General features: G+C 50.3%; 16 protein-coding genes. 5 read left to right on the top strand and 11 right to left on the bottom strand.

Annotated features, from left to right (window positions below):
- Positions 1–24: 24 nt before the first annotated feature.
- The 11 genes from HZU75_RS00405 to HZU75_RS00355 form a co-directional block, all read right to left on the bottom strand.
- Positions 25–789 (bottom strand): flagellar brake protein, encoded by a 765-nt coding sequence (locus HZU75_RS00405; RefSeq protein WP_180307267.1) that lies wholly within the window; start codon positions 787–789, stop codon positions 25–27.
- A 3-nt stretch (positions 790–792) separates the two neighbouring features.
- Positions 793–1,368 carry an SCO family protein gene (locus HZU75_RS00400; protein ID WP_180307266.1) on the bottom strand — a complete coding sequence of 192 codons (576 nt, stop codon included), beginning with the start codon at positions 1,366–1,368 and terminating at the stop codon, positions 793–795.
- Between the two features lie 42 nt (positions 1,369–1,410).
- On the bottom strand, positions 1,411–2,103 hold the full coding sequence (gene bioD / locus HZU75_RS00395; RefSeq protein WP_228028131.1) for a dethiobiotin synthase: 693 nt from the start codon (positions 2,101–2,103) through the stop codon (positions 1,411–1,413).
- Positions 2,103–3,005, bottom strand: a complete 903-nt coding sequence (gene bioC, locus HZU75_RS00390; protein ID WP_180307265.1) for a malonyl-ACP O-methyltransferase BioC — start codon at positions 3,003–3,005, stop codon at positions 2,103–2,105. The genes bioD and bioC overlap by 1 nt, the downstream gene beginning before the upstream one ends.
- Positions 3,002–3,643 carry a DedA family protein gene (locus HZU75_RS00385; RefSeq protein WP_180307264.1) on the bottom strand — a complete coding sequence of 214 codons (642 nt, stop codon included), beginning with the start codon at positions 3,641–3,643 and terminating at the stop codon, positions 3,002–3,004. Before HZU75_RS00385 ends, bioC begins: the two co-directional genes overlap by 4 nt.
- 62 nt (positions 3,644–3,705) lie before the next feature.
- Positions 3,706–4,641, bottom strand: a complete 936-nt coding sequence (secF, locus tag HZU75_RS00380) for a protein translocase subunit SecF (protein WP_180308674.1) — start codon at positions 4,639–4,641, stop codon at positions 3,706–3,708.
- 18 nt (positions 4,642–4,659) lie between these two features.
- Positions 4,660–6,486 carry a protein translocase subunit SecD gene (gene secD, locus HZU75_RS00375; RefSeq protein WP_180307263.1) on the bottom strand — a complete coding sequence of 609 codons (1,827 nt, stop codon included), beginning with the start codon at positions 6,484–6,486 and terminating at the stop codon, positions 4,660–4,662.
- Between the two features lie 59 nt (positions 6,487–6,545).
- Positions 6,546–6,869 carry a preprotein translocase subunit YajC gene (yajC, locus tag HZU75_RS00370; protein ID WP_180307262.1) on the bottom strand — a complete coding sequence of 108 codons (324 nt, stop codon included), beginning with the start codon at positions 6,867–6,869 and terminating at the stop codon, positions 6,546–6,548.
- A 160-nt stretch (positions 6,870–7,029) separates the two neighbouring features.
- Positions 7,030–9,006 carry a transglutaminase TgpA family protein gene (locus tag HZU75_RS00365; protein WP_180307261.1) on the bottom strand — a complete coding sequence of 659 codons (1,977 nt, stop codon included), beginning with the start codon at positions 9,004–9,006 and terminating at the stop codon, positions 7,030–7,032.
- On the bottom strand, positions 9,003–9,980 hold the full coding sequence (locus tag HZU75_RS00360) for a DUF58 domain-containing protein (RefSeq protein ID WP_180307260.1): 978 nt from the start codon (positions 9,978–9,980) through the stop codon (positions 9,003–9,005). The genes HZU75_RS00365 and HZU75_RS00360 overlap by 4 nt, the downstream gene beginning before the upstream one ends.
- A gap of 2 nt (positions 9,981–9,982) precedes the next feature.
- A complete protein-coding gene (locus HZU75_RS00355) occupies positions 9,983–10,915 on the bottom strand; it encodes an AAA family ATPase (protein ID WP_180307259.1) in 933 nt (310 codons plus the stop codon).
- A 116-nt stretch (positions 10,916–11,031) separates the two neighbouring features.
- Between HZU75_RS00355 and HZU75_RS00350 the strand changes: the two genes are divergently transcribed.
- The 5 genes from HZU75_RS00350 to astB all read left to right on the top strand — a co-directional run bounded on the left by HZU75_RS00350 (position 11,032) and on the right by astB (position 16,404).
- On the top strand, positions 11,032–11,919 hold the full coding sequence (locus HZU75_RS00350) for a histone deacetylase family protein (protein ID WP_180307258.1): 888 nt from the start codon (positions 11,032–11,034) through the stop codon (positions 11,917–11,919).
- 43 nt (positions 11,920–11,962) lie between these two features.
- Positions 11,963–12,424 carry a C40 family peptidase gene (locus HZU75_RS00345; protein WP_228028130.1) on the top strand — a complete coding sequence of 154 codons (462 nt, stop codon included), beginning with the start codon at positions 11,963–11,965 and terminating at the stop codon, positions 12,422–12,424.
- 120 nt (positions 12,425–12,544) lie between these two features.
- The gene (gene astA / locus HZU75_RS00340; RefSeq protein WP_180307256.1) at positions 12,545–13,567 is read left to right on the top strand and encodes an arginine N-succinyltransferase; all 1,023 of its coding nucleotides are present in this window, start codon (positions 12,545–12,547) and stop codon (positions 13,565–13,567) included.
- 3 nt (positions 13,568–13,570) lie between these two features.
- Complete coding sequence (gene astD / locus HZU75_RS00335) at positions 13,571–15,028, top strand: succinylglutamate-semialdehyde dehydrogenase (RefSeq protein WP_180307255.1); 1,458 nt, start codon at positions 13,571–13,573, stop codon at positions 15,026–15,028.
- Positions 15,028–16,404 carry an N-succinylarginine dihydrolase gene (gene astB, locus HZU75_RS00330; protein WP_180307254.1) on the top strand — a complete coding sequence of 459 codons (1,377 nt, stop codon included), beginning with the start codon at positions 15,028–15,030 and terminating at the stop codon, positions 16,402–16,404. Before astD ends, astB begins: the two co-directional genes overlap by 1 nt.
- The last annotated feature ends 2 nt before the right edge of the window (positions 16,405–16,406 follow it).

Below are 16,406 nucleotides of genomic sequence, written 5' to 3'. Positions count from 1 at the left end.
ATGTTGCAAGATATACCCAGTGTTTTAGCCTGTTAAGGCTTTCTTTTCTCGCTCAAGCTGCACAATCAGCTTTTGCAGCATTGATTCACTAGCGCGTGATAATTCGGCAAATTTTACGCCTAGCATAAATCGACTAATGCCTTGCTTGAGGCTCACTGGATGAAGATTGCGGATTTCTAGATCTGCCTGAAACCTGCCTGCAGGCCCCAAATCCAATGTGGCTTTATGAATTAAACTACCAAGCTCGAACAATTTTTGCTGTTCGTCATGTTTGAGCCAAATCCCGAGTCCACCCAGAGATATATCATGCACATCTAAAGTGAGGCTGGCTTGGTTGGCAGGTTGTAAAGTGATCGTGTAGGGGGTTGTAATTGGTGTGGTTAGCCGATAAAACTCTCTTCGCTGCAATTTCACTAGGTCGGCGGGCAAGGCGCTGAGAAAGGCGGGCTTACCTTCCAGTTGAGATCTAGTCGGTGTGCTAATGCTAAACTGAATCTTTACACCATCAAGGTCGGTGACAAATAGCAGTTTGGGCGCGTTGAGTATTTCTCTATTACTTGGCTCGTGGCCACCAATATCAAAAACAAACTGCTTAGCCTTGCCATCAACGCTGAGTATGCGCGTTAGCATCATGTCTTTTCCGGCATTAAAATAGACAGCGATATTGGTATTGTTTTGTTCCAGCATCCGCAATACATAAGCGATTTCCATCGGCGTTTTCAGCAGATAGGGCGCAATATCTAATTCGGAGTGAATTGGGCTAGGGCCCACTGCAATTTCTTCGCTCATTCTTTATTCAGCCAGCAGTAATTGGATGTCGTGTGTAAAGGTGGCTGCACCTGCGCCGTAATTAATCAATACTCGGGTTTTACCCTGACGGTCAATTAAATAGCTCCCTGCAGTATGATCGACGGTATAGTTTTTATCTTTACCCTGTTTTTGATAAACAGCGTGATAATTTTTCACCGCAGTATCAATTTGTGTTTTTGAGCCGGTTAAACCGATAAAACTGGGATGAAATGCGGGCACATATTGCGATAGTAAAGCAGGAGTGTCGCGCTCTGGATCTACGCTGACAAATAATACTTGCACCTCTTTGGCTTTCGCCCCTAGTGCAGCCATACTTGTGCGCAATTCTGCCAAGGTAGTAGGGCACACATCAGGGCACGAGGTATAGCCAAAGAACAGCACGCTGACTTTCCCTTGAAAATCTGCCAAAGTGCGTTTTTGCCCATGCATATCAATGAGCTCAAAACCTGAGCCGATATTTGCTTCACTGATGTCGCTACCCTGAAATTCAGGCTTACTACAGGCATTGAGCAGTATGGTAGCAATTAATATTAAACAGCCGCGGACAATTGAATTCATTCGTGAGCAATTAAAACTGGTTAATTAGATGGTATGTGAGGATTACACGTTCTGCAATTTTAGCCGTGTAATTGCTTGCGGATTGAGACAACCAGTTGCTGCATTAGGTGAATGTAAGATCTCATCTAGTAATGGTGCAGCTAGATTGGCTTTTAGATAGGCCAAGTTTTCGCCATAGCGAGCCATCTGCGGATCGATGCAGTTTGCAATCCACCCTGCTAATTGTAGGCCTGCTTGGTTGATGGCTTGTGCAGTGAGGAGTGCATGATTGATGCAGCCCAGGCGCATGCCAACTACCAGAATAACCGGGGCTTTTAATGCAATAGCTAAATCGGCGATGTATTCTGAGTCGCTCAGTGGTGCAAACCAGCCCCCCGCGCCTTCAATAATTACGGTTTGAGCGTAATTTTGCAAATCGGCTGCACATTGCACCAGGTGATGAAGGTCGATTGCAATACCTGCTTCTTGTGCTGCAAGGTGAGGTGAAATTGCGGGAAGGAAACGATACGGGCTGACTAAGTCCAGTGGGGCATCAATCGGGCTAGCTGCACGCTGGAGTTCGACATCTTCATTGATTAGTATATCGCCCTGAGCCAAGCAACCAGAGGCTGCTGGCTTCATACCAATGGCAGGTATATTGTTCTGGTTCAGGCTACGCAGTAGTTGAACGGTCGCGATTGTTTTACCAACTTCGGTATCGGTACCGGTAATGAAATATCGTGATGCGATCGCCATTAGCTATTCCGTGGACGAAATTCAATGATTTGGCTGCCATCGGGGCGTACACCTTGCGGGCGCGGGCGGTCATTTTTCCACGCATGTCCATAAATGACTTCGTAGGTGCACGGTAATTTGCCATCTCGGCGTAATACTTCATATTGGGTCTGCACTTGTTGCCAAGCGGCTTTGCCAAACATGCCAGTTCTACGACCTTGCATAGTGTTGTGTGCGCCAATCCCTTTCAAATCTTGCATGACGGATTTAGCGTCTTGGTAGGTTAAGGTTAAGTATTCCATATCCATCACCGGTGTGGCGAAACCTTGCGTAATCAAGGCGTCACCGAGGTCATGCATATCAATGAACTGATTCACGTGTTCATAACCATCAATGCCAGCAAAAGCACTGCGTAATTCTTTTAATGTATCGGGCCCTAGTGTAGCGAACATCAGCAGTCCCCCGGGCTTAAGCACGCGCTGAAATTCTGCGAAAGCCGCATCTGGGGTATTGCACCATTGCAGAGTGAGGCTTGACCAGATCATGTCGAGCGAATTATCCGCAAAAGGCAGTTGTTCAATATCGCTACAGACTTGGGCCGGAGTGGTGCTGCTTAGTCGCTTCAATAGTTTTTTAACGCCAGTCCCTAACTGCTTTTCCCGCGAAACAGACAGCATGGAATGCGCTAAATCGAGCTCGATGATTTGTGCATCAGTAAAGCGACTCCGTAACTTTGGTACTGCGTAGCCTGTTCCGCTACCTGCATCGAGCACACGCGGCGGGCTGAGGCGAATCAACTCAAGCCGTTCGAACATGCGATCTACAATTTCTCGCTGTAGAACGGCGGCAGCATCATAGCTGTGCGCAGCTTTTTCAAACGATGTTCGTATTGCGTGCTTTTGTGTGTGAAATTGCTCGCTCATGCTTGAGCCTTATTCATTTTATGGCGAATAAACTCCATAAAAACGGGCAGAAATGAGATCGCCACAATTCCAATCACCATAACAGAGAGGTTTTTCTTAATAAATTCCACATTACCGAAGAAGTAGCCCAAGGTGACCAAGCCGCCGACCCAAAGAATGGTGCCCAGTATGCTGAACGCTATAAAACGGCTATATGGCATTTTGCCCACCCCTGCTACAAATGGGGCAAAGGTGCGCACAATTGGAATAAACCGCGCTAGGGTTACCGTTTTGCCACCATGTTTGTCATAAAAAGCATGGGTGCGCTCTAGATAGTCACGGCGGAATATTTTGGAATTTGGATTTTTAAATAGCTTCTCACCCAATGTGCGGCCAATTAGATAGTTGGTGCTGTCACCCAAAATAGCAGCACTCGCTAGTGTTGCGGCCAGTAGCCAAGGATCCATTCCACCAAGTGCTGCAACGGCCCCAGCAACAAAAAGCAGTGAATCACCAGGTAAAAATGGCGTTACGATAAGGCCCGTTTCGCAGAAAATAACCGCAAATAAAATCGCGTAAATCCACACGCCATAGTTTTGTACTAACTGTGCCAGATAGATATCTAGGTGAAGGAAAATGTCGATTGGATTAAATTCCATGATTGGCTCTCAAAGAAAACGCCGACCATGGTCGGCGTGGATTGGATGGCGGTAATGATAACTTAGACGACCGCTTCTTCTTTAATTTTCTCGGGTTTAATCATGCGTTCGCGAGTCACGCCAAACATCAGTAGCAGTGGTGAAGCAACCAAAACCGATGAGTAAATACCAAACACAATACCAATTGTGAGTGCCATCGCAAAGCCATGCAGGGCAGCGCCGCCGAATAATAGCATGGCCAGTACCATCGCCTCGGTTGAGCCGTGGGTAATGATCGTACGGCTCATGGTGGCTGTAATGGCGTTATCGATCACTTCTGGCACTGTTTTGCCGCGTAAATTTGGCTTGCGGAAGTTCTCGCGAATTCGGTCAAAAACTACCACCGATTCATTCACTGAGTAACCTAATACCGCCAAGATACCCGCTAATACCGTCAGACTAAATTCCCATTGGAATAGTGCAAATACGCCCAAAATAATGACAACGTCGTGCATATTGGCGATGATTGCTGACAGAGCGAAACGCCATTCAAAGCGAATCATCAGATACGCCACAATACCAACGCAGACCAGAATTAATGCGGTCAGACCATGGGTGAAGAGTTCATCACCGACCGAAGGGCCAATGAATTCAACTTTACGCAGTTCAACATCCGCACGTTCTTTTTTCAGGCTATCGAGCACTTCATTGGATAACTGCGCACTGGTTTTACCCTGAATATTCGGAATTCGTACCATCACGTCTTTAGTGCTGCCCAAAGACTGAACTTGTACTTCACCGTATTTCAGGCCTTCAACGCCGTGCCGTACCTGATTAATTTCTACTGATTGCTGATAGCGCAGCTCCATGACTGTGCCACCAGTAAATTCAACGCCGAAATTCAGGCCCTTACTAATCAGGAAGACAATGGCCAGAATAAACGTACCTAGCGAGATGGCAGTTGTGAGCTTGCCATAGCTCATAAACGGGATGTCGCGTTTTACGTGGAAAAATTCAATCATTATTATCTCCCGCTCTTACACCGCAAGCGTGGTCAAGTTGCGACGACGGCCGTAGATCAGATTAATCAGAGCACGGGATACAAACACCGCGCTGAACATAGAAGTCATGATGCCTAGGCAGTGTACCCAAGCAAAGCCTCGTACCGCACCCGAACCGAAGATCAGTAGTGCCAAACCCGCGATTAGCGTGGTGATATTTGAATCCAAAATGGTATCAAACGCGTGTTTATAGCCATTCGTAATAGCCATATGTGGGCTTTGACCCTCGCGTAGTTCTTCACGCACCCGTTCATTAATCAAAACGTTGGAGTCAATTGCCATACCCAAAGTCAGTGCAATGGCTGCAATCCCTGGTAGGGTCAAGGTAACACCGAGCAATGAAAGTAAAGCAATCAAGAACAAGAGGTTAGCGCCCAGTGCGATCGTTGATACTACGCCGAATACGCGGTAGTAAATCATCATGAAGATTGCAATGGCTGCAAAGCCGTACAGGGTCGAGTTGAAGCCTTTGCTGATGTTTTCTTTACCCAGTGATGGGCCAATTGTGCGCTCTTCTACAATTTCCATTGGGGCCGCCAAAGAGCCGGCACGCAACAACAACGCTGTATCATTGGCTTCGGCAACGCCCATTGAGCCAGAAATTTGTACGCGGCCACCGCCAATTTCACCGCGCACAACTGGTGCAGTGACAACTTCGCCTTTACCTTTTTCAATCAAGATCATCGCGATGCGTTTATTGACGTTTTCGCGGGTAAGGTCTTTGAAAATAGTCGCGCCTGTGGAATCTAAGCCCAAATGCACTGCTGGTGCATTGTGATCATCAAAGCCCGCTTGCGCGTCATTGATATTTTCACCAGTAAGCTCAACTTCTTTGCGAACCAAGATAGGGACGCTTTTGCCCGAGCTGTGACGCTCGGTCATCAATTCATAACCAACGGGTACGTTGCCATTGAGCGCTTCGCTCAGTTTGGCTTGATCATCTTCTACTAGACGTACTTCCAGCGTTGCCGTGCGGCCCAGGATGTCTTTGGCTTTGGCGGTGTCTTGTACGCCAGGCAATTGCACAACAATCCGACCTTCACCTTGTTGCTGGATCACGGGCTCTGCCACGCCAAGTTCATTGACGCGATTGTGTAAGGTGGTGATGTTTTGTTTTACAGCATCATTTTTAAGTTGTAACAGTGCGGTTTCGGGATAGGTAACAACCAGCTTGTAATTGCCATCGGCACTGATGCTTTCAACTTTCAGATTTGCCAGCGTATCGCGCAAAGCTTTAGTAGCGGCAGCCAACGTTTCTGCATCACGTAATTGAACTTCTACACGATCACGCTCTTTGGTGATTTTGCCGTAGCGTACTTTTTTTGCTTTCAGTTCACGGCGAATATCACCTGAAGTTTTTTCCAGCGCTTTATCGACCGCTGCTTTCATGTCAACTTCGAGCAGGAAATGTACGCCGCCGCGCAAGTCCAGACCCAAAACCATTGGTTTTGCGTTTAATTTGCTTAGCCATGCTGGGGTGTCAGATACCAAGTTGAGTGCAATGACATAATCGCTACCTAAGGCAGATTGAATCGCATCTTTGGCCTTGATTTGGCTGTCGGTGTCTTTAAAGCGCAGCTTCACTGAACCCGCTTCAAAGTAAGCGTCGATCGGTGTTACACCAGCAGCAGTGGCAATTTGCGTTGCCTGAGCCACCATGGATTCGGTCACTTTGACGGTGACTCGACCACTAGAGACCTGAACAGCCGGACTTTCACCAAATAAATTAGGCAGGGTGTACAAAGTTGCCACAACCAGTGTGACAATCAAAAGGATGTACTTCCAGAGCGGATAGCGATTCATGCTGAGCCCCTGAGAGGCGGCGTAAAGGCCGCCCAACTCGGTAAATTATTATTTTTGAATTACTTATTAGATTTCAAAGTGCCTTTTTCCAGGCGTTGGCCAATGGCCGCGCGCTGGATCACAATTTCAACGCCATCAGAGACTTCTAGCGTTACAAACTGCTCGTTCAATTTTGCAATACGGCCAACCAAGCCACCGGTCGTGGTTACTTCATCGCCTTTTTGCAATGCGCCTAGCATAGCTTGATGTTCTTTAGCTTTTTTCTGCTGCGGACGAATCATCAAAAACCAGAAAATCACAAAGATCACGATCATGGGCAGAAAAGACATGAAGGCGTTTGGTTCTGCCGGAGCAGTCGATGCGAATGCAGGTGTGATAAACATAAATGAAAAATTCCGTTTGTAAGCCCAACAAAGGCGGATCATTCTAGCCTTTGAGGCTATTAAAATCCACCGAATTACCGCCTTTTGTCCGTCTGAAGTGATCTAGGCTTGATTTGAGATAAAGGTGAAGGGGGTCAGACTGAGGATTAGGGGCAAAGTTTCACGATTTCCGTTGGGGGTTAAAACGTGCCACTTCACGCTGTAGCGCACGTAAAGCAGCGGGCTCTTGGGCGTAGCGTGCCTTTAGATAGAGCTGAGTAATCGTCACTATTTGTTTTGCATGGTTTGGAAAATGCTCACTGGCCCGTGCAGCGAAATGCTGCGGAGCTTCACTGTCGGCACGCAGTATGGGCCGGAGTTTTTTGCTAAAGAGCCGATAAGCTTGACTTGCAGCATCTGGCCGAGGTGGGCGGTTTTTATAAATTAACCATGCGGCAAAGCTGCCTAAAATGACAGCCAAACCTCCAATTAACCACAGCAAAAAAGCACCAGTTAAAAAATCATCGATCCCTAGTTTTTTTAAAAAATCACTTTGTCGTTGCTGGTCGTAGCCGACAACCCACTGATTCCAGGTGTTGATCACAATATCGGCTTTGAGTCTTAAATTACGTACCCAGGCATTATCGCTGCGCAACATAAATGGCAGCGCGCTACTTTCTACACTGCGGGCAATGCCGGCATTAATCCGAGTGGGTGAAATAACAAAGGTTGGATCAACGCGCTGCCAGCCGCGGCTTTCCAGCCATACTTCAGTCCAGGCATGGGCATCCGCTTGGCGGATTAGCCAATAATCGCCATTTTGGGTGGCCCCCTGATAGCCTGTCACTACCCGTGCGGGAACACCTGCGGCTCGCATTAAGAATGTAAAAGCACTGGCGTAGTGCTCACAAAAGCCTTGCTTGCTTTGAAATAAGAATTCATCAACACGATGTCGGCTGGTCAAAACAGGAGGGGTCAGGGTGTAGCTAAAGCCGCCCTCAGTCAGCCATTGCAGTGCCCGCGCAACACGTTGCTCGGTTGGAAGGTTGAGCCACTGTTCTGCCAATGCGCTTGCTTGAGGATTTAGCTCTGCGGGCAATGCAAGACTGCGCTCGATTTGTCGGTTGCTTTCCCCGCTAGTGATCCAGCTGGTTTGTGCCTGCAGCTCAAAACGCTTGCGTTCTGTAATGGGTACTTCACTTAATACTTGCAGGCGATTACTCAGATGCGTGTTTGCTGGTGTTTGTGTTGCAACATCGAGGGCTAGTACCCAGTTCTGCTGATGTGGCTCAAGGGTCAGGCTGTACTGATAGCTTTGGCCAAGCCCAATGATTTGAGCTGGATTCTTGTTCACCCATTGAGATTGCGCCGCTCCCGCCTGAAGATTTTGTTGGGTAAATGCTGGACGCCAACGTTCGCCATCAAAATCTTCAAATACTGGGCCACGCCAATACATGGCGGATTTTGCCGGTGTGTTATTTTTGAACTGCACTCGAAACGCAATGCTTTCGTCCTGAATCATATTACCAATACTGCCTGGACTCATCTGATCGCCTGGCAAGCCGCTTTTTGCTGTGTTGTTATCGGGCATTGACCAGAGGGGCGCAGGTAGGCGTGGAAAGAGTACGAAAAGCAGAATCGCAATAGGTATACCTTCCAGGATTAATCTTAGCGTGGTCTTGGTGTTAGTACGTATGGGGAGTATTTCTTGTTCAATTTTTTGTCCGCAATACAAAATTGTAGCGGTTGAAGCTAGGGAATAGGCGGCTAACCAAAGCTCCTGTGAGTGCAGAAAAGCGATGCCTGTGAGTAAAAACATCAACAAAATTAAGGCACGCGCATCCCGTAAATATCGTGTTTCAACCAGTTTAACGATACACAGGGCCAATAAAACGGCGACGCCACCTTCGCGTCCGACTAAGGTTTTGTAGGCCTGAAATACTAAAATGGCGACTAATAAACCCAATACAATATGAGTGTAACGCGGTATGCGTAGACGCAAATCGGCACTTAAGCGGCTTAAGGCCAGCAGGATGATCCCTAAACTGACAGCCAGCCACCAAGGTTGCTCCAGCAAATGTGGAATCGCACAAACAGCCAAGGTGAGGCTTAATAGCTGCTGTTCATTGGCGTGTAGAGGTCGATTGGCACGTTTCATGAGTCGGCATACTCGGCTAGAGCGCAGAGGCAACGCTGTAGATGATCCTGGCCATGACCAGGGGAAATTGCCAGTGTAGGTAAAGCCAAACCATATGGTCGATTAAGTGCTTGCGCTTGCAATACCCACGCTGTTAGGCGTGAGAGCTTGGCTTCAAGTGCCAAGCCCTCGATGTCATCCCACGATAACCATAAGGTGGCGCCCTGTGTGGATTGCTGTTGTCTCACCAAGATTTTTTCGCTCCGCGCGCTTTGTTTCCAAGCAATATCATGGCGCGCATCGCCACGCTGAAACTCACGCAAGCCAGCAAAGTCATCGTTACCACTGAGTAGTTTTTTCCTCCCTTGGCTGATATTGCCTTGCTCCGGCAAGGGAGGGGGATTTAGCTCGGGTTGTGGGTAAATAAGAACTTCGCTGTCTAAATTGACATAGGTCCAGCACCGGAACAGCCCCATCGGCATGCGACTACTGATGGTGAGGCGGGGTATTTTTAGCTTGCCACGTCGCAGCGTATTGATGGGGAGTGCGACTAATTGATGAGTTAAACCCTCGATATGGCAATCAACAGGCTCCTGGCTCATCGTGTGTAATTGAACACCATAGCGTGCCTGCACTTTCTCGTTGTGTAGTGTAATCGGAAAGTAGACATTTTCACCGGCAAAAACCCCCACGGCATTGCCCGCGCTCAGCTGTAAGCCCAGCAGATTGGCATAGCTGCGTAACAAAATGGCGTGACCAATGCCAATGAGCAAGAAGGAAAAAAAGAAGCCCAAACTGAGTTGATAATTTAGCGCGCCGATCAGCATTGTTAACGCAATTAAGGCAAAGCCTAAGCCATATAGCGTGGGTAAAATATACAGCCGTTGATGCCTAATGCGTATCCGCCCTGTTTCTGTGGGGTGACGTGAGCGCAGAAACTGCAGCCAGTAACGCTGCCAATAAGCCACGATCGATTGCTTGACCGATACCATCATGCTTATGGAATCGCCACGGTGTGCATTAGTTGCTCGGCCAACTGAGGATCTGAGCGTCCCGATTGTCGCAAAATCAAGCGGTGTCCCGCTAAAGCCGGGAACACGCGTTGTACATCCTCAGGAATGACCATAGTGCGGTTACCTAGCCAGGCGCTGGCTTTACATGCCTGGACTAAACCTAATGCTGCACGTGGCGATAGCCCGCAGCTAAAGCGTTGATCTTCGCGGGTAGCCGCTAGAAGCGCTTGAATGTAATCGAGTAGCGGTTCGGCTAATTTTATGCTTTGGATCATTGCTTGAGCTTGCATCAGGCTAGCTGGGGACAGAATAGGCTGTATCTGTGCCAAAACGGCGTGTCTGCTTGTGCCTTCGAGTAGCGCGCGCTCGGCTTTAGCATCGGGGTAGCCCAGCTCCAGTCGCAGTAAAAAGCGATCGAGTTGAGATTCAGGTAGCTCGAAGGTGCCTATCTGGGCTTGCGGGTTTTGTGTTGCTATAACAAAAAATGGCTCGGGTAAGCGATTGGTTTCGCCATCAATAGTGACTTGTTGCTCTGCCATTGCTTCCAATAATGCGGATTGGGTTTTCGGTGTGGCCCGATTAATTTCATCCGCCAGCAACACTTGGGTAAAAATTGGGCCCGGATGAAAGCGAAATGCCTCAGCGTTGCGCTCATACACCGACACGCCCAGTAAATCGGCCGGTAGCAGATCGCTGGTAAATTGCACGCGCGCAAAACGTAAACCTAAAACGGTGGCTAGCGCGTGCGCCATCGTGGTTTTACCAACACCCGGTACATCCTCGAGTAATAAATGCCCGCGGGCCAAGATGCAAATCAGCGCTAAGCGCATTGCGGCCGCCTTGCCCAGAATGATTTGATTTAATTGGCGCTCGGCTTGGTGCAGAAGTTGCAACATTTCACGGCTTTGTAGCGTCATTCTTTTCCTCGTAGCGACTCAAGCGTAAACTTTAAGCGAATAATATCGGTAGATAGGTAAAGCCATTGTACGGTTCTAGCGGCGCAACTGCATTGATCGGGCACTCAGCGTGCAGTATGCACGAAATGGGGAAGGGGCATCCAGAATGTCCTGAGCGTATCGCAGCGATTCAGGATCGCTTGATGGCGGCAGGCATCTGGGATTATTTATTGCATACAAATGCCCATCCTGCCACACGGGAGCAATTGCTGCGAGTCCATCCCGAAGAATATCTCGATAAACTGGCGATGATGTCGCCCGCCACGGGGCATGTGCATCTTGAGCCAGATACCGCGATGAACCCCTATTCGCTAAACGCGGCTTATTACGCTGCCGGCGCTGGTGTGCAGGCGGTAGATATGGTGATGACTGGCAAAGCACAAAACGCTTTTTGTCTGGTGCGCCCACCGGGCCACCATGCCGAGCGCGAACGCGGCATGGGGTTTTGCTTTTTGAATAATATTGCTGTCGCGGCACGCCATGCAATTGCCGAATACGGCCTGCAACGCGTGGCAATTGTCGATTTCGACGTTCATCATGGTAACGGCACTGAAGACGCTTTTTTTGATGAGCCTAAAGTGCTGATGGTCAGTATCTTTCAGCACCCGTTCTTTCCGTATAGCGGCGATGTACCCAAGGGCAGCAATATGCTCAATATTGCCATGCCGCGTGCTAGTCGCGGGGCGGAGTTTCGCGAGGTGGTGACTGAAAAATGGCTGCCAGCACTGAATGATTTTGCACCGGAATTAATCCTGATTTCAGCTGGGTTTGATGCGCACCTCGAAGATGATATGGGCTCAATGGGGCTGGTGGAAGCCGATTATGCCTGGGTGACCAAGCAGCTGATGAAAGTGGCTGAAACCCATGCGCAAAAGCGCATTGTGTCTTTGCTTGAAGGTGGCTATGACTTATCGTCTTTGGCGCGGAGCGTCACTGAACACATCAAAGTGCTGGCCGATGTTTAAGTCGCTGTTGCCCTTGGTTTTATTGCTAATACTGGCTGGGTGTATGAGCACCAAGCCTATACCAAGCAAGCCTAGTAAGCCAATACCCACCAAGCCTAGTTTGAGCAAAATACAGGTCGAGGGTGATGCCAGAGAAGTGATTATGGTGGCCTTGGGATTGCTCGACACCGGTTACCAATTTGGTGGCAATAATCCAGAAGCGGGTCTTGATTGCAGTGGTTTGGTGAAATACGTTTACAAAAACGCGCTACAAGTCGAGCTACCACGCTCGGCCGCCGAGATGGCGCAGGCCACGCATCCAGTGGAAAAAGACCAGCTCAAGCCGGGTGATTTGGTGTTTTTTAATACACTGGGGCGGCCGTTCTCGCATGTGGGCATTTATCTGGGTGATGGCAATTTCATCCATGCGCCATCGAGCAAAGGCAAAGTCAGAATTGAATCAATGAACAACAGCTATTTCGCGCCACGCTTTGAAGGTGCGCGCAGTTTGTTGGTTAGCCGCTAAACACCAGCCCACCCAAACATCAACCGGCCTCAGCGTTTGCTGGGGATAGACCCAATACGCATTATTTTTCCCCTTTGCTACATTGAGTAAGTCCTGTCTCTCTGACCCAAGGCCTACTCAATGCTGATTCGTCCCACCCGTCTTACCGATCTTGATGCGATTCTGGCCTTAGCCAGCAACGCTGGCGTAGGGGTGACTACATTACAAGCCAACCCTGAGCGCTTTACCGCACGAATTCAAGCCAGTATTGATAGTTTGAATGGCGATCCTGAATTGGGGCAGGCCAGTTATCTATTCGCGCTGGAAGACGACGCCACTGGCGCGGTGGTCGGCATTTGCGGCGTTGAAGCAGCTGTCGGGATGGATGACACTTGGTACAACTATCGGGTCGGTTTATCGGTGCACGCCTCGCGTGAGCTGGATATCTACAAGCAATTGCCCACCTTGTTTCTGACCTCGGATTTAACTGGTGCCAGTGAGCTGTGCACCTTATTTTTATCGCCCGATTATCGCAAAGATGGCAACGGCGCCTTGCTGTCAAAATCGCGGCTGCTATTTATGGCCGCGCACCCTGCACGTTTTAGTACGCGCGTGATCGCCGAAATGCGCGGTGTGTCTGATGAAGCAGGGCGTTCGCCCTTTTGGGAGAGCTTAGGCCGCCATTTTTTCAAAATGGATTTTGCCCAAGCTGATTTTCTCTCGTATGTCGGCAGCAAATCATTTATTGCCGAACTAATGCCCAAATATCCGATTTATACCTGTTTGCTTTCTGCAGAAGCACAGAGCGTGATTGGTCATGTGCATCCCGCTACGATGCCCGCACGCGCGATGCTGGAGGCCGAAGGCTTTCGCTATCAGGGCTATATCGACATCTTTGATGCTGGCCCAAGTCTGGAATGCCCACGCGACACGATCCGTGCGGTCAAAGACAGCCGCATTTTCCAAAGTTTGGCCGTGGCGCAGGCGCCTAAAAATGGCACCGCATGGCTGGTGAGTAATGGTGAGCTGGCTGATTTTCGCGCCACTATTGCCTACACCCGCCCGCTCGAAGACAGCTTGCCGCTAACTGGCGAGGTCTTGAAACGTCTTAATCTTGAAGATGGTGCGAATGTTCGCGCCGTTGCACTTTCCGCTAAGGGGTAAGCAATGAATTTGATTCACGGCCAGTGGCAGCAAGGCTCAGCTAGTGCATTTTCATCGAATAATCCGGTGACCCAGCTTCCCGTTTGGCAAGGCCATGCCGCCAGCGCTTCCGATGTGGATGCCGCTGTCCGCAGTGCGCGTGCCGCCTTTGTTGCGTGGCGCGATCTGGAATTCGCGGCGCGAGTCGCGCTGATTCGCAATTTTGGCGAGTTGCTCAAAGCCAATCAGGCTGATTTGGCTGCCACCATCGGCTTGGAAACCGGCAAACCCCGTTGGGAAGCGCTGACCGAAGTCACCACAATGATCAATAAGATCGAGATTTCGGTAAAAAGCTATGAAGAGCGCACCGGCACCAAAGAAGCGGCGCAAGGCGACGCGATGGCCGTCTTGCGTCACCGCCCACACGGTGTCGTTGCGGTGTTTGGCCCGTATAATTTCCCCGGCCATTTGCCAAATGGCCATATCGTGCCAGCCTTACTGGCCGGTAATTGCGTCGTGTTTAAACCGTCTGAACTTGCGCCGCTGACTGCGCAGAAAACCGCCGAACTGTGGCTGGCCGCTGGCCTGCCGGCGGGCGTGTTGAATGTGGTGCAAGGTGCGCGTGATACCGGTGTGGCGCTGGCTGCGCATCCACAAATTGATGGTTTGTATTTTACTGGCAGCGCGGCAACGGGCTACGCGCTGCATAAACAGTTTTCCGGTCAACCCGAGAAAATCTTGGCGCTGGAAATGGGCGGCAATAATCCGCTGCTGGTTGAAGAGGTCGCCGACGTCAAAGCGGCTTTGCATCATGTGATTCAATCGGCGTTTATTTCTGCCGGCCAGCGCTGCACCTGCTCGCGCCGTTTGCTAGTGCCGCAAGGCGCGTGGGGCGATGCATTCCTCACACGTTTAGTTGAAGTCACATCTCAGCTGCAAGTGGGCGCATGGGATGCCGAGCCCCAACCATTTATGGGCGCGGTGGTGTCGGCTGCCGCGGCGCAAAACCTGCTGGCGGCGCAAACTCGCCTAATTGCGGCAGGCGCGGTCAGCCTGCTCGAAATGCGTAATCTGCAAACAGGCACGGCGCTGCTGTCAGCCGGCATTGTTGATGTCAGCGCTGTGGCCGATTTGCCGGATGATGAATATTTTGGCCCGTTACTGCAAGTGCAGCGCTATGCATCGTTTGAACACGCGATGACTCTGGCTAATGCGACCCGATTCGGTCTAGCGGCCGGTATTTTGAGCGACTCGCGTGAGCAATACGAACGCTTTTGGCGCGAATCGCGTGCCGGGATTGTGAACTGGAATAAGCCGCTCACCGGCGCATCGAGTGCCGCGCCATTTGGTGGCGTCGGTGCATCGGGTAATCATCGCGCCAGCGCGTACTACGCCGCTGATTATTGCGCCTATCCAGTGGCGTCGATTGAAGCCGAGCAGTTGACGTGTCCTAGTCAATTATCACCAGGGATGACCTTGTAATGAGCGCACCACATTTGACTGCAGATCAAGCAGGGTTTGAAGCCAATTTTGACGGCCTTGTTGGCCCAACCCACCATTATGGTGGTCATTCTTTCGGTAATGTCGCCTCAACCGGTAATGCCAAACTAGTCGCCAATCCGCGTGAAGCGGCGTTGCAAGGCTTGGCCAAAATGAAAGCGCTGGCCGATATGGGCTATCGGCAAGGCGTATTGCCACCACAAGAGCGCCCTGCGACTTGGCTAATGCGAGAGCTGGGGTATACAGGTAGTGATCAGGATATGATTGCTGCTGTAGGCAATACTAATCCAGGGTATTTGTCGGCGATGTGTTCGGCCTCATCAATGTGGACGGCCAATGCAGCCACGGTAAGCCCATCGGGTGATACCGGTGATGGCCGTGTGCATTTCACAGTAGCCAATTTGCAAAATAAATTTCACCGCGCCATCGAGCATCGCCAGACTGCGCGTACTTTGCACGCGATCTTTGCCGATCAGCAACATTTTGCCGTGCATGCGGCGCTGCCGATGCTAGCTGCCATGGGTGATGAGGGCGCAGCCAATCACACGCGATTTTGTCAGGATTATGCGGGGCAGGGCGTCGAGTTTTTTGTCTATGGCCGGCAACACTGGGGCGGTAGCGTTGAGCCGCAGCGTTTCCCGGCGCGCCACACGCTAGAGGCTAGCCAAGCCGTTGCGCGTCGACATGGCTTGCGCGAGACGCACACGGTCTTTGCCCAGCAAAATCCGGCCGTGATCGATGCGGGCGTATTTCACAATGATGTGATTGCGGTGGGTAATCAGAATGTGCTGTTCTGCCACGATCAAGCCTTTTTGAATGCGCCGCAGGTGTATGCCGAGCTGAATCAAAAATATGGTGCGGGTTTTGAGTTGATTGAAGTGCCAAGCTCGGCCGTTAGTGTTGCCGATGCCGTCAAATCGTATCTGTTTAATAGCCAATTGCTTGCCAAGGCTAATGGCAAACAGCGGCTGCTGGTGCCCGAAGAATGCGCCAATACGCCAGCGGTGTGGGCTTATCTGCAGCATCTGGTGCACGATAATCGCGCGATTGATGAATTACTGGTGTTCGATTTAAAGCAAAGTATGCAAAACGGTGGTGGCCCGGCCTGTCTGCGTTTGCGCGTAGCGTTGACTGCGGCCGAAGCGGCGGCGGTTAACCCGGCAGTGTGGATGAACGATACGCTGTACGGCCAGCTTACACAGTGGGTGCAGCGCCATTATCGGGATCGCCTGCATGAAAGCGATTTGCTCGATCCGTCGCTGCTTAATGAGGTTCGCACCGCTTTGGATGAATTAACGCAGATTTTGCAGTTGGGCGCGATTTATCCATTCCAGCGCAATGGCAGTGATGCCGAGTAAAT

It is taken from the genome of Chitinibacter fontanus, from assembly GCF_013423785.1.
Lineage (GTDB): Bacteria > Pseudomonadota > Gammaproteobacteria > Burkholderiales > Chitinibacteraceae > Chitinibacter > Chitinibacter fontanus.
Note: the sequence above shows the minus strand (reverse complement) of the source record. Positions and strands in the feature narration are given on the sequence as shown.